Source organism: Thermithiobacillus plumbiphilus (assembly GCF_038070005.1).
In the GTDB taxonomy this organism is placed as follows: domain Bacteria; phylum Pseudomonadota; class Gammaproteobacteria; order Acidithiobacillales; family Thermithiobacillaceae; genus JBBPCO01.
On record NZ_JBBPCO010000003.1, the window covers coordinates 59,150 to 72,718 of the forward strand.

General features: G+C 62.0%; 16 protein-coding genes. 1 reads left to right on the plus strand and 15 read right to left on the minus strand.

The annotated features are described in order from the left end of the window. Positions 1-46: 46 nt before the first annotated feature. From WOB96_RS04065 to petA, 3 genes are read right to left on the minus strand one after another with little or no spacing between them, the layout of a single operon-like run. Positions 47-742: a cytochrome c1 gene (locus tag WOB96_RS04065; RefSeq protein WP_341370000.1), complete on the minus strand. Its 696-nt coding sequence runs from the start codon at positions 740-742 to the stop codon at positions 47-49. Continuing rightward, entirely contained in the window at positions 742-1,935 is a 1,194-nt protein-coding gene (locus WOB96_RS04070; RefSeq protein ID WP_341370001.1) for a cytochrome b, read from the minus strand. Before WOB96_RS04070 ends, WOB96_RS04065 begins: the two co-directional genes overlap by 1 nt. A gap of 23 nt (positions 1,936-1,958) precedes the next feature. Then, positions 1,959-2,540 (minus strand): ubiquinol-cytochrome c reductase iron-sulfur subunit, encoded by a 582-nt coding sequence (gene petA, locus WOB96_RS04075; RefSeq protein WP_341370002.1) that lies wholly within the window; start codon positions 2,538-2,540, stop codon positions 1,959-1,961. Positions 2,541-2,841: 301 nt separating this feature from the next. Between petA and WOB96_RS04080 the strand changes: the two genes are divergently transcribed. Beyond that, on the plus strand, positions 2,842-4,059 hold the full coding sequence (locus WOB96_RS04080; protein ID WP_341370003.1) for a trypsin-like peptidase domain-containing protein: 1,218 nt from the start codon (positions 2,842-2,844) through the stop codon (positions 4,057-4,059). Positions 4,060-4,085: 26 nt separating this feature from the next. Here WOB96_RS04080 and tatC read toward each other — a convergent pair whose 3' ends face one another. The 12 genes from tatC to murA form a co-directional block, all read right to left on the minus strand. Then, positions 4,086-4,970, minus strand: a complete 885-nt coding sequence (tatC, locus tag WOB96_RS04085; protein ID WP_341370004.1) for a twin-arginine translocase subunit TatC — start codon at positions 4,968-4,970, stop codon at positions 4,086-4,088. Between the two features lie 39 nt (positions 4,971-5,009). Beyond that, a complete protein-coding gene (gene tatB / locus WOB96_RS04090) occupies positions 5,010-5,387 on the minus strand; it encodes a Sec-independent protein translocase protein TatB (RefSeq protein ID WP_341370005.1) in 378 nt (125 codons plus the stop codon). A gap of 22 nt (positions 5,388-5,409) precedes the next feature. Further along, a complete protein-coding gene (gene tatA, locus WOB96_RS04095) occupies positions 5,410-5,637 on the minus strand; it encodes a twin-arginine translocase TatA/TatE family subunit (protein ID WP_341370006.1) in 228 nt (75 codons plus the stop codon). Positions 5,638-5,703: 66 nt separating this feature from the next. Then, positions 5,704-6,408 carry a bifunctional phosphoribosyl-AMP cyclohydrolase/phosphoribosyl-ATP diphosphatase HisIE gene (hisIE, locus tag WOB96_RS04100; protein ID WP_341370007.1) on the minus strand — a complete coding sequence of 235 codons (705 nt, stop codon included), beginning with the start codon at positions 6,406-6,408 and terminating at the stop codon, positions 5,704-5,706. Positions 6,409-6,427: 19 nt separating this feature from the next. After that, positions 6,428-7,186 (minus strand): imidazole glycerol phosphate synthase subunit HisF, encoded by a 759-nt coding sequence (hisF, locus tag WOB96_RS04105; RefSeq protein ID WP_341370008.1) that lies wholly within the window; start codon positions 7,184-7,186, stop codon positions 6,428-6,430. Between the two features lie 14 nt (positions 7,187-7,200). After that, the gene (gene hisA, locus WOB96_RS04110; RefSeq protein ID WP_341370009.1) at positions 7,201-7,929 is read right to left on the minus strand and encodes a 1-(5-phosphoribosyl)-5-[(5-phosphoribosylamino)methylideneamino]imidazole-4-carboxamide isomerase; all 729 of its coding nucleotides are present in this window, start codon (positions 7,927-7,929) and stop codon (positions 7,201-7,203) included. 55 nt (positions 7,930-7,984) lie between these two features. Next, positions 7,985-8,659, minus strand: coding sequence for an imidazole glycerol phosphate synthase subunit HisH (gene hisH / locus WOB96_RS04115; protein WP_341370010.1), 675 nt, complete (start codon positions 8,657-8,659; stop codon positions 7,985-7,987). Beyond that, entirely contained in the window at positions 8,656-9,249 is a 594-nt protein-coding gene (gene hisB, locus WOB96_RS04120; RefSeq protein WP_341370011.1) for an imidazoleglycerol-phosphate dehydratase HisB, read from the minus strand. Before hisB ends, hisH begins: the two co-directional genes overlap by 4 nt. Continuing rightward, a complete protein-coding gene (gene hisC / locus WOB96_RS04125; RefSeq protein ID WP_341370012.1) occupies positions 9,246-10,322 on the minus strand; it encodes a histidinol-phosphate transaminase in 1,077 nt (358 codons plus the stop codon). The genes hisB and hisC overlap by 4 nt, the downstream gene beginning before the upstream one ends. Continuing rightward, positions 10,312-11,616 (minus strand): histidinol dehydrogenase, encoded by a 1,305-nt coding sequence (gene hisD / locus WOB96_RS04130; protein ID WP_341370013.1) that lies wholly within the window; start codon positions 11,614-11,616, stop codon positions 10,312-10,314. The genes hisC and hisD overlap by 11 nt, the downstream gene beginning before the upstream one ends. After that, entirely contained in the window at positions 11,603-12,259 is a 657-nt protein-coding gene (hisG, locus tag WOB96_RS04135; RefSeq protein WP_341370014.1) for an ATP phosphoribosyltransferase, read from the minus strand. Before hisG ends, hisD begins: the two co-directional genes overlap by 14 nt. Further along, positions 12,256-13,527, minus strand: a complete 1,272-nt coding sequence (murA, locus tag WOB96_RS04140) for a UDP-N-acetylglucosamine 1-carboxyvinyltransferase (RefSeq protein ID WP_341370015.1) — start codon at positions 13,525-13,527, stop codon at positions 12,256-12,258. Before murA ends, hisG begins: the two co-directional genes overlap by 4 nt. Positions 13,528-13,569: the final 42 nt, after the last annotated feature.

The window sequence follows — 13,569 nt, forward strand, 5'->3', positions numbered from 1 at the left end:
CCCTCAATCGTGGCCGGATCTACCCGGCTCTTGTTGACTCAACCCTTCAATGCACGTCCCGCCAGTATTCCTTCTTGAGAAGATAGGCAAGGATGGTGAAGATCAGCAGGAAGCCAAGCACCAAGGGTCCCATGGACATGCGCTTGAGCTCGGACGGATCACTGGTATAGGTCAGGAAGGCAGTCAGATCGCGCACCATGTCATCGAACTTGGCCTGCGACACCGTACCCGCCCGGATGACCTTGCCATCCTTGGTCTTTTCCCCGGAAAGCGAAGCCAGGACATTCGGCATGGCCACCATCGGGAAGACATGGTTGTTCCATCCGGTCGGACGGCTGTCATCGCGATAGAAGCTGCGCAGATAGGTATAGATCCAGTCCGCGCCCCGATACCGGGCCTCGAGAGTCAGATCGGGCGGCGCCTTGCCGAACCACACGGCCGCATCCTCAGGCGACATGGTAATGGTCATGTTGCCGTTGATCTTGGCCCCATCCGGCAACATGATCTGCTCCTTGACCACATTCTCGGGCATGCCAAGCTGGTTCTCGAGCATGTTGTAGCGCATGTACTTCAGGCTATGACAGCTGAAGCAGTACTCGGCAAAGATCTTGGCGCCATTCTGAATGCTTTCCCGGTCAAAGCTGATGTCGGCATGATCAAGCTTCACCTCTCCCTCGGACGCACCTGCCGCCAGCGGCAGGAATGCAGCGCCCAACAACAGCATCTTGATTGCTTTTTTCATTACATCACCCTTTCAGGAACCGGCTTGGTGCGCTCGATCTTGCTCACGAACGGCAGAGCCAGGAAGAAGAGGAAATACAGAACCGTAAACACGCGCGCCAGCATCGTATAGGTGGGAGTTACCGGATTCATGCCCAGATAGCCCAGAAAAACGAAGGTGATGGCAAAGACCACCAGCATCATGCGGAACACGGGACGATAGCGATGGGATTTCACAGGTGACCGGTCGAGCCAGGGCACCAGGAACAGGATGACTATGGCCAGCCCCATCACGATCACACCCAGGAGCTTGTCCGGAACGGCGCGCAGCATCGCATAGAAGGGGGTCAGATACCACAAGGGCTTGATTTCAGGCGGCGTCTGCACCGGATCGGCAGGAATGTAGTTGTCATGCTCCAGGAACAGACCACCCAGGGTCGGGGCATAGAAGATGATGGCCGCGAACACCAGCAGGAACACACCCACGCCGAAGATATCCTTCACCGTGTAGTAAGGATGGAAGGGAATGCCATCGATGGGGTGACCATCAGGTCCCTTGTTCTTCTTGATCTCGATGCCCAGCGGGTTATTGGAACCCACTTCGTGCAGTGCGATGAGATGCGCCACGATCAGACCAATGAGGATCAGGGGCACGGCCACGACGTGCAGCGCCAGGAAGCGGTTCACGGTCGGATCGGCCACCACCGGGCCACCGCGGATCCATTCGGCCAATGGTTCACCGATGGCGGGGATGGCGCCGAACAGCGAGATGATCACCTGGGCGCCCCACAGCGACATGTTGCCAAACGGCAGCACATAGCCCAGGAAGGCTTCGGCCATCAGCACGACGTAGACGATCATGCCGAAAATCCACACCAGCTCACGCGGCTTCTTGTAGGAGCCGTACATGAGCGCGCGGAACATGTGCAGGTAAACCACCACGAAAAACATGGAAGCGCCGGTGGAATGCAGGTAGCGCATCAGCCAGCCGTAGTCCACGTCGTACATGATGTACTGAATGGAATCGAAGGCCTTCGCGGCATCCGGCTTGTAGTTCATGGTCAGGAAGATACCCGACAGGATCTGGATCACCAGCACCAGCAGGGCCAGTGAACCAAAGAAGTACATGATGTTGAAATTCTTGGGCGCGTAATACTCGGTCAGGTGCGCTTTGATGCTGCTGGTGAGCGGGAAGCGCTCATCAATCCAGTTCATGAGACCCATTGTTTTTCCTCTCCTCAGGCCACGTCTTTGCCGATCAGCACTTTCTTGTCACCCTCGAAGAGCGCGTAAGGCGGGATCGTCATGTTCAGCGGGGCAGGCACATTCTTCAACACGCGACCGGCGAGGTCGTATTTCGAGCCGTGGCAGGGGCAGAAGTAGCCACCAGCCCAGCCCGGTTCGACCGAACCCTGCTCCGGCTTGTACAAGGGGACACAGCCAAGGTGCGTACAGATGCTCAGCATGACGAGGTACTCCGGCTTGCGGGAGCGCCATTCGTTCTTGGCATATTCGGGCTGTTCGGATTGGTCGGAGTTCGGATCTACGAGGGTGTTGGTGACTTTCTTGAGACTGGCCAGCATGGCCGGGGTACGATTGACGATGGCTACCGGCTTCCCTTGCCACAGCACCATGACCTGCATGCCGGGCTCCACCTTGCTCAAATCCACCTCAGTGGTTGAAGCCGCCTTGACGGCCTCACTGGGCATCATGTTCTTGATAAACGGCACGGCCACAAACCCGGCTCCAACAGCGCCTACCGCTGTCGTGGCCGCGGTAAGAAAGCGCCGCCTACCCTTATCAACGCCTTGCTCACTCATACACGCTCCTAATACGAGGATATGCTGAAAACAGAATCCGGAAGTTCCGGAAACGACTTCGCCGGGCCGTCAGCCACAAGACTCGGATAGATACCGGCCTGCAAGCATGGGCCCTTTTTAGAATCGCGTAAGGATGCGCGAAATTCCTTGGTAGCGCAATTAGCTAATAATTTATTAGTTCATTAGGTAATTTAATCACTATTTCAGAATTTGCCGATTCACAAAGATCGACCACTGATGGACAATCCCTGAACGAGGACCTAATCTGAACTGAATCCGAAATGATAAACAAGGGAGTTTCATGCGTTCACGCCTGACCTCGCTGTTCCTGACAGCCGGCATCATGGGTCTGGCCGGGGCGATACTGATCTATTTGATCAAGCCTGACATGCTGGGCGAGCTCGGCGAGCTCCTGCCGCGCGAAAGGGTCGTCTTCGAGGTGGCGGCCAGCGCCGACAGGCAGCGCTCGAGCAGCCAGTCCCTGCTCAGCTTCGCGCAGGCCGTACAGCTCGCCGCACCGGCAGTGGTCAACATTGCCTCGACCAAGGTCGTGGCGGTGGATGCCCATCCATTTCTGCGGGATCCACAATTGCGCCGCCATTTCGGGGATCAGGTCCCCTCCATACCGCGCCAGCTGCTGGAAAGGAGTCTTGGCTCCGGCGTGCTGGTCAGCGCGGATGGCTACATCCTGACCAATCATCACGTGGTATCGGCAGCGCAGGAAATCGAGGTCGGCCTGCATGATGGCCGCACCGCCATGGGAAAGCTGGTCGGCAGTGACCCGGAGAGTGATATCGCCGTATTGAAGGTGGACTTGGAACAACTGCCTCACATCGTGCTCGGCCATTCACGCGATGTAAAGGTCGGCGATCTCGTGCTCGCGATCGGCAACCCGTTTTCCGTGGGCCAGACCGTCACGATGGGCATCGTCAGCGCGTTGGGGCGCTCGAAGCTGGGCATCAATGCCTTCGAGGACTTCATTCAGACTGATGCGGCGATCAATCCCGGCAATTCGGGTGGCGCCTTGGTCGATACGCACGGCAACCTCGTCGGCATCAATACCGCCATTTTCAGCCGGCAGGGCGGTGGCTCGCTGGGGATCGGCTTCGCCATTCCCGTTGATCTTGCTGCCCGGGTCTCGAAGCAATTGATAGAACACGGGCACGTGATCCGCGGCTGGCTGGGCATCGGCGCCCAGGATCTGGATGCGGCCCTGAGCGAATCCTTCGGCCTGAGCAGCACCGAGGGGGCGCTGGTCACGGCGGTGCTGCCTGACAGCCCCGCCGCCCAGGCCGGCCTCCAGCCAGGGGATATCATCACTGCCATCAATGGCGTGAAGCTCCACAATGCCAAGGATCTGCTGAACCAGGTGGCCGACTTCAAACCCGGCACGAGGATCAGCCTCAGCTTCCTGCATCAGGGGGCCCGGATCCAGAAGAGGGTTCGCGTCGGCTTGCGCCCGCCACCATCGCCTGTGTCCCCTGTCCCGGGCATCCCCCTCCCCCCCGGCACCGAGTGAGGAAGCTGTTGCCGGCCTGCGGGCCGCTATTTTTCGGATTTATCCGGAGAAGAGCGGCTTTCTGCATCCAGGCCGGCAATCTGCCGTTCCGCCTCATCCAGTTCCCGATCCGGGTCCACAGCGCCCTCGCCATCAGACGCTTCAGCGGCGGTATCCAGGCTCTCGGATTCGGCCTCTGCTGGCGCGGCCTTGACAGAGCCCGCGAACAGCAGGCCCAGCTCAAACAGGAGGTACATCGGCACGGCCAGCATGAACTGGGAGAGCACGTCCGGCGGCGTCACCACCGCGGCGACAATGAAGCATCCCAGCAGGACATAGCGCCGACTGCGCTTGAGCGTGTCCACCTTCACCACCCCGAGCCGGGCCAGCACGACCGTCACCACGGGTATCTGGAATGCTGCACCAAAAGCCAGCAGAAAGGTGATCGCCAGGCTCAGGTACTCCCGGACCGCGGGCAGGGCAGTGATCTCCTCGCCGGAGAAACTGACGAAAAAGTGAAAGGCCGCTGGAAACACCAGATAGTAGGCAAAGGCAGCGCCCGCCACGAACAGGGCGACAGAGGCGAAGAGGGTCGGGAACAGGAGCTTTCGCTCATGCTGATACAGGCCAGGCGCGACAAAGGCCCAGAACTGATAAAGAACGACCGGTAGGGCGAAAAAGAAGCCTGCCAGAAAGGACAGCTTGACGTAGGTCAGAAAGACTTCGGGCAGGCTGGTGAAGATCAGATGGCTGTCGGGCGGCAATACCGCCACCAGAGGAGCAGCCAGGAAGGCATAGATCTCCCGCGAAAAAGGATAGGCCACGGCAAAGCCGGCCAGCAGCGCCAGCACAGCCCAGGTCAGCCTGCGGCGAAGCTCAAGCAGATGTCCAAGGAAGGTATTTTCTGCTGATGAGCTGCCAGCTGTCTTCATGCGTGTTAAGGGTGACCTTGGGAAGTTTGGGAGACAGGATCAGTGTATCCGGTCGGGAGCAGGCTTCGTCGTCGGTTGCCGCACTGCAGCGGGCCGCTCTGCTTCCAGGTCATCGGCACCGGTGGAGGCATCCTGCACCGGCCCATCTTCCGGTGCCTGAGCCTTGCCGGCAGGATCATGTTCCGGCTTTTTCTCCGGCGGAATGGCGTCCATCTCCATGATGGCCCGGTTATGCTTGATGATGTCGTCCATCATGACCTGCTGATCGACTTCCGCCCTGACGTCGGCAAAGATCCGCCGGGCCGCGCCAACCCACTTGCCGACGGTGCGGGCCAGTTCCGGCAACTTATCCGGCCCGACCACGATCAGGGCGATGATGCCGATCACCATCATTTCGCTGAAACCGATATTGAACATGGCCGCTCTCCGGCTTCGCTGCCTAGCGCTTCACGGCATCCTCGCGCTTGACCTCGGCATTGATGGTCTGGCTACCATCGCCCAGGCCCGGCCGGTTGCCCGTGCCCTCTTCCTCTTCACGAACCGCACTGCGGAAGTTCTTGATGGCCGAGCCGAGATCCGAACCAATGTTCTTGATCTTGCCCGCGCCAAAAATCACCAGTGCAATCAGAAGCACCACTACCAGATGCCAAACACTAAACGCGCCCATGGAAACTCCTTTGGTGCAACAGATCAGGGATCTCTCGAAAAAACATTGAATCATTGGTTAGACTGATCAGTCGGCACTCCGTTCCGTCCGGGAGGCCTTTTCTGCCAGCCCTGACATGCCTTCGCGGCGTGCCAGCTCCTGCAGTACAGCATCAATATGCAAGTCCTGTTCCACCAGCATGACCAGGAGATGAAACAGCAGATCCGCACTCTCGTAGACCAGGGCGCCGGGATCGCCGTTCTTGGCGGCAATGATGGTTTCGGCCGCCTCTTCCCCGACCTTTTTCAGGATCTTGTCACGCCCATCATGCATCAGCCGCGCCACATAGGACTGTCCCGGATCGGCCAGTCTGCGCGCCGAAAGGGTCTCGCACAGCGACTGCAGGATCATCGCCGGCGGGGGTGAGGCATCCTGCCAGGAACCAGGCGCCTGCTGGCGGCGGAAAAAGCAGGTGTCCGCACCCGTGTGACAGGCAGGCCCCGTCTGTTCCACCCGCAGCAACAGGGTATCGCCATCGCAGTCGAGGCGCACATCCACCAGCCGCTGCAGGTGCCCGGAAGTCTCGCCCTTGCGCCACAACTGGCCACGGGAACGCGAATAATAGGTAGCATAGCCGTCCCGCAGGGTGGCCGCCAGTGATTCCCGGTTCATGTAGGCGAGCATCAACACCTCGCCGGTGCGCGCTTCCTGGGCAATGGCCGGCGCCAGACCCGCAGCATCCCACTTGATGCTGTCGAGCAGCGAGCAGCTTGCGTCCTTGACAGTTTCCACGCTCAGCCCCCTGTTGCCATCATGACAGGCGAACTTCGACGTTGTTGGAGGCAAGATACAGCTTTGCCTGGCGGACGGTGTACTCGCCGAAGTGGAAGATGCTGGCCGCCAGCACGGCATCGGCCTGCCCCGCCTTCACGCCATCGAGCAGATGCTCGAGATTGCCGACCCCACCACTGGCAATCACCGGCACGGGCACTGCCTCGGATACCGCCCGGGTCAGTGCCAGATCGAAGCCCTCCCTGGTGCCATCGCAATCCATGCTGGTCAGCAGGATCTCGCCGGCACCATATTCCGCCATCCGCCGCGCCCAGTCGACGGCGTCGATGCCAGTGGCACGCCGGCCACCATGGGTGAACACCTCCCAGTGATCATCCACGCGTTTGGCGTCCACGGCCACCACGATGCAGGAATTGCCGAAACGCTGGCTGGCCTGCCGAACCAGTTCGGGATCCTGCACCGCCGCGGTATTGATCGCCACCTTGTCCGCACCGGCATGGAGCAGCCGACGCACGTCCTCGACACTGCGCACCCCGCCGCCGACGGTCAGAGGAATGAATACCTGGCTGGCCACGGCCGACACGGTATCGAGCAGGGTATCGCGGCCCTCATGGCTGGCCGAGATGTCCAGAAACACCAGTTCGTCGGCGCCCTGTTCGTCATAGCGCCGCGCAATCTCGACCGGATCTCCGGCGTCCTTGAGGCCCTCGAATTTCACACCCTTGACGACGCGGCCGGCGTCGATGTCGAGACAAGGGATGATGCGTTTCGCCAGCATGGTATCGTCCTGGTTCAGGCTTCGGCCAAGGCGCGCGCCTCGGTGAAGTCGAGCGAGCCTTCGTAGATCGCGCGCCCCGTGATGGCGCCCGCGACGCCTTCCGACTCCACGGCCTTGAGCGCTTCGATGTCCTTGATGCTCGAAATGCCGCCGGAGGCGATGATCGGGATGGAGACCGAGCGCGCCAGACGCACGGTCGCCTCGATATTGGGTCCGCTCATCATGCCATCGCGGCTGATATCCGTGTAGATGAGCGCCTCGACGCCGTAATCCTCGAACTTGCGGGCCAGATCGATGACATCGTGCCGGGACAGCTTGGACCAGCCCTCGGTGGCCACCTTGCCGTCCTGGGCATCGAGCCCGACGATGATGTGCCCCGGAAACTCGACGCAGACGTCCGAGACGAAGCCCGGGTTGCGCACCGCCTGGGTGCCGATGATGACGTAGCGCACGCCCGCCCCCAGATAAGCCTCGATGGTCTCCTCGTCGCGAATGCCACCACCGACCTGCACATCCACCTCCGGAAAGGCGGCAGTGATGGCGCGGATCGCCTTGGCATTGACCGGCGTGCCGGCGAAGGCGCCATTGAGATCCACCAGATGCAAACGCTTCGTTCCCGCTTCCACCCAGCGACCTGCCATGGCGACAGGATCATCCGAGAACACGGTATCGTCTTCCATGCGCCCCTGCCGGAGCCGCACGCACTGGCCGTCTTTCAGGTCGATGGCTGGAATCAGCAACATACACGCCTCACTCGCTCTTCACGGTTCGAAAACAGGCAACCCCAAGGGCAGATCATCACAGGCCGCATGACCCACCAGAAGTTTCGCCATTCCAGTTCAGAAAGTTGCCCAGCAGGGTAAGCCCGGCGCGCTGGCTCTTTTCCGGATGGAACTGCACGGCGAAGATATTTTCATGGGCGACAACCGACGCGAAGGGGAATGCATAGGGCGTGAACGCCGCGAGCAGCTCGGGGTCTGCCGGTTCCACATAATAGGAATGCACGAAATAGAAGCGGGCATCCTGCGGGATGTTTGACCACAAGGGGTGCGGCGCCAGTTGATGCACCTCGTTCCAGCCCATGTGCGGGACCTTGAGCGCCCGCCCCTGCGAATCAACCAGGACCTCCTTGGGAAAGGCGAGCACCCGCCCCGGCAAGAGCCCGAGCCCCTGATGCAGGCCATGTTCCTCGCTGGATTCCATGAGCACCTGCATGCCAAGGCAAATCCCGAGAAAGGGCTTGCTGCGCGCGGCCTGCAACAATGCGTCGCGCAATCCGCGCTCCTCCAGGGCCAGCAGGCAGTCACCAAAGGCGCCGACGCCCGGAAAAATTACCCGGTCGGCGCGCGCGAGATCAGCGGGGTCACTGGTCACCAGCGGTCGGCCGCCGAGATGCTCGATGGCCTTGGCGACAGATCGGAGATTGCCCATGCCATAGTCGACGATGGCGCTTACCGGGGTGCGTTCACTCACAGGCAGCCCTTGGTCGAAGGAATGGCATCGGCGGCCCGGGGATCGCGTTCGAGCGCCATGCGCAGCGCGCGGCCCAAGGCCTTGAATACGGTTTCGATGATGTGGTGGGCGTTGCGGCCGCGCAGACAATCGATATGCAGGGTCATCTGGGCGTGATTGACCAGCCCCTGGAAGAATTCATAGAAGAGATCCACGTCAAAGCCGCCCACCTGGGCGCGCGGGAACTCGACATGGTATTCCAGCCCGGGCCGCCCGGAGAAATCCACCACTACCCGGCTCAGGGCTTCATCCAGCGGCACATAGGCGTGACCGTAGCGCAGGATGCCGGCCTTGTCTCCCAGCGCATCCCGCAAGGCCAGACCCAGGCTGATGCCGATGTCCTCGACGGTGTGATGGGCATCGATGTGCAGGTCGCCTTCGGCCTCGACTTCCAGATCAATCAGACCATGCCGGGCAATCTGGTGCAGCATGTGATCCAGAAAGGGCAGGCCGGTATTCAGCTTGGCCTTGCCGCTGCCATCCAGGTTGATCGCCACCCGGATCCGGGTTTCCAGAGTATCGCGCTGACGCTCCGCGATGCGGGGGTTCATAGTATCCTCTCCAGAGCTTGCAGAAAGCTGGCATTTTCTTGCGGTGTGCCGACCGTCACGCGCAGGCAATCCTCCAGACCCGGCGTGCCGTGCAGATTCTTGATCAGGATGCCCTGCTCCAGCAGCCCCTGAAAGATCCGGCCACCCTGTCCCGCAGGCACCCGGAACAGGAGAAAGTTGGCATCACTGGGATGGACGCTGATACCAGACAGCCTCCCCAGAGCTGCGAACAGCCGCTGCCGCGACTCACAGATCTCGCGGGCCTGGCTTTCCAGCTCCGCGGGCTGCTCCAGCACCACGCGCGCGGCGATCTGGGTCAATACATTGATATTATACGGCAAACGCAATTTGTCGAGTTCCTGGATCCAGGCCCGCGGCCCCAGCAGATAGCCCAGACGCAGACCGGCCAGGCCCTGCTTGGACAGCGTGCGCATCAACAGAAGATTATCGTACTGTCCGAGCCATCCTGCAAAGCTCCGGGCGCTGAAGGGACTGTAGGCCTCATCCACCACCACCAGCCCCGGCGCGGCCCCGATGATGTCGCGCATCGCCTGCTCATCGAACAGGTTGCCGGTGGGGTTGTTGGGATAGGCAAGATAGACCAGTGCGGGCTGATGGCGGGCAATGGCCTCAAGCATGGCTGATTTATCCAGGCTGAAGTCCGGCCCGAGCGGCACCCCGACAAAGCGCATGCCCAGCGCTTCGGCCAGCACCTTGTACATGACGAAACCCGGCGTGGGCGCCAGCACCACCCGGTCCTCCCCGGCCAGGGCAATGGCCAGGAGCTGAATCAGCTCATCCGAGCCATTGCCAAAGATCAGGTCCAGGCCGTCCGCCAGGCCGAGCTGGGCAATCAGCAGCTCGCGCAACTCGCGGGCCTGTGGGTCCGGGTAGCGATTGAGCGGCGCATCGCGCAGGGCATCGAGCAGGCGCTCGCGCAGGCTGTCCGGCAGGGCATACGGATTTTCCATGGCATCCAGCTTGATCAGCCCCCGGCTATCCGGCACATGGTAGGACTGGCTCTGGAGCAGTTGCGGCCGCAGCCAGCGTCGCAGGCGTGACTCAGCGTCCATCCGCGTCCCGCACCCGGTAGGCCGCCGAGCGGGCGTGGGCCGTCAGCCCCTCGCCTTCGGCCAGCCGACGCGCCAGCCGCCCCAGCTCATCAGCACCTTGCGGACTGGCAAAGATGATACTGCTGCGCTTTTGAAAATCATAGACGCCCAGGGGCGAGGAAAAGCGCGCGCTGCCCGCGGTGGGCAGGACGTGATTAGGGCCCGCGACATAGTCGCCGATGGCTTCGGCCGTATAACGGCCCATGAAGATGGCCCCGGCATTGTGCAGCTTTGGCAGCAGGGCATCGGGATCCTCGACGGACAGCTCCAGATGCTCCGGGGCAATGCGGTCAGCAATTGCGCAGGCTTCCTGCGCATCCCGCACCCGGACCAGCGCGCCGCGCTGTTCCCAGGCCTTGCGGGCGATGCTTTCGCGCTCCAGGGTCGGCAGCAGTTTCTCGACAGCGGCCGCCACCCGGTCAAGGCAGCTTGCATCCCAACTGATGAGAATGCTCTGGGCGTCTTCATCATGTTCGGCCTGGCTCAGGAGATCCATGGCGAGCCAGTCGGGATCGGTCTGGCCGTCGGAGATGACCAGGATCTCGCTGGGACCGGCAATCATGTCGATGCCCACCCGACCGAACACCATGCGCTTGGCGGTGGCGACATAGATATTGCCCGGCCCCACGATCTTGTCCACGGCAGGTATGCTTTCGGTGCCATAGGCCAGGGCCGCCACGGCCTGGGCGCCGCCGATGGTGAAGACCCGGTCCACGCCGGCCAGGGCGGCCGCGGCGAGCACCAGCGGATTGAGCTGGCCACCCGGCGCGGGCACGACCATGATGATCTCGTTCACGCCGGCCACCCGGGCCGGAATGGCGTTCATCAGCACGCTGGAGGGATAGGCTGCCTTGCCGCCCGGCACATAGATGCCGACCCGGTTCAGGGGCGTGACGCGCTGCCCAAGGCGGGTGCCATTGGCCTCGGTATACTCCCAGCTCTGGGCCACCTGCTTTTCGTGATAGACGCGGATGCGCCGCGCCGCCTGCTCAAGCGCGTCCCGGTCCGCGGCCGGCAAGCCTTCCAGCGCCTCCTGCAACTTCCCGGCAGGCAGGCTCAGCTCGGCCAGGGCACCGGCATCCAGATGATCGAACTGACGGGTATACTCCAGCACGGCAGCATCGCCTCGCAGCCGCACGGCTTCCAGTATGGCGCGCACGCGCTGTTCCACAGTGACGTCCATGCTCTCTTCCCAGCCGGTGAGCCGGTTCAGGGCCTTGTCGAAGTCGTCCTGGAGCGTATCAAGCCGGATCATACCTCACCTTCTTTTCCAGATGCTGAATCAGGGCGTGAATGCTGCGGTGCTTGAGCTTCATCGCGGCCTTGTTGACCACCAGGCGCGAGCTGATGTCGGTGATGTGCTCCACTTCCACCAGGCCATTTTCCCGCAGGGTGACGCCGGTGGACACCAGATCCACGATGCGATCCGACAGGCCCACCAGCGGCGCGAGCTCCATCGAGCCATAGAGCTTGATGATCTCGGTCTGGATGCCCTTGCGGGCAAAGTGCGTGCGGGTGATGTGCGGATACTTGGTGGCAATGCGCACCCGCTCCCAGACCGCCGGATCATCCTGGGCGGCCAGACCCGCCGGCTCCGCCACCACCATGCGGCAGCGGCCGATGCCGAGATCCAGCGGCTCATAGAGATCCACCGTGTGCTGCTCCAGCAGGACATCGCGCCCGGCGATGCCCAGGTCCGCAGCCCCGTATTCGACATAGGTCGGCACGTCGGTAGCGCGAATGATCACCAGCCGGACTTCAGGCCGGTTGGTGTCCAGGATGAGCTTGCGGGACTGCTCCGGATCATCCAGCGGATGAATATCGGCCGCCGCCAGCAAGGGCAGCGCCTCCTTGAATATCCGCCCCTTTGAGAGGGCAATGGTGATGGGATCTTTCATGCACGCCTTTCGCTGGAGGATACCCGGCGGATCACGGCACCAAGCGCGCCAAGTTTTTCTTCCAGCAGCTCGTAACCACGGTCCAGGTGATAGATGCGATCGATGAGGGTTTCGCCTTCGGCCACCAGCCCGGCCAGCACCAGGCAGGCAGATGCGCGCAAATCGGTGGCCATCACCGGCGCGCCAACCAGCCGCTCCACGCCACGTACCATGGCCGTGTGGCCATCCACGGTGATGTCAGCACCCAGGCGCTTGAGCTCCTGCACGTGCATGAAGCGATTCTCGAAAATGGTTTCGGAAATGACGCCACTCCCCTCCGCTACCGAGTTCAGGGTCAGAAATTGCGCCTGCATGTCGGTGGGAAAGGCCGGATAGGGCGCGGTGCGCAGACTGACGGCCTGAGGACGCCGGCCCATGCGCAGCCGGATCCAGTCCTCGCCCTCGTCAATTTCCGCCCCGGCTTCGCGTAGCTTCTCCAGCACGGCGTCCAGCAGACGCGGGTTGACGCGGCGCAGGGTGATATCGCCCTGGGTGATGGCGCCTGCGACCAGATAGGTACCCGCCTCGATGCGATCCGGCAGAACATCGTGTACCGCGCCATGCAGGGATTCGACGCCCTCGATGCGGATCTCGGTGGTACCGGCACCGCTGATGCGGGCGCCCATCTTGTTGAGGCAGTCGGCGAGATCCACGACCTCCGGCTCCCGCGCGGCATTCTCGATGATGGTCACGCCATCGGCCAGGGTGGCGGCCATCATCAGGTTCTCCGTGCCGGTCACCGACACGATATCCATGAAGATCCGGGCGCCCTTGAGCCGGGCGGCGCGGGCCTTGATGTAACCGCCTTCTACCAGGATCTCGGCCCCCATGGCCTCCAGGCCCTTGATGTGCAGGTCCACCGGACGCCCGCCAATGGCGCAGCCACCGGGCAGACTGACTTCCGCCTCGCCAAAGCGCGCCAGCAGGGGCCCGAGCACGAGAATGGATGCACGCATGGTCTTGACGAGCTCATAAGGCGCGCAGACCGAATGCACGCTGCGGGCATCCACCTCGATCCCGAGCTTCTCGTCGACCATCAGCCGCGCGCCAAGCGTGCCGAGCAGTTCCAGGGTGGTCGTGACATCGCGCAGATGCGGGACATTGCGGATCTGCACCGGTTCCTGCGCAAGCAGGGTCGAAGCCAGAATGGGAAGGGCGGCGTTCTTGGCGCCGGAAACGCGCAGCTCACCCTTGAGGGGGCCACTGGGCCTGACCAACAATTTATCCATCGGAAAATCTCTGCCTGCGAGAGGGGAAAACCCTCTCGCGGA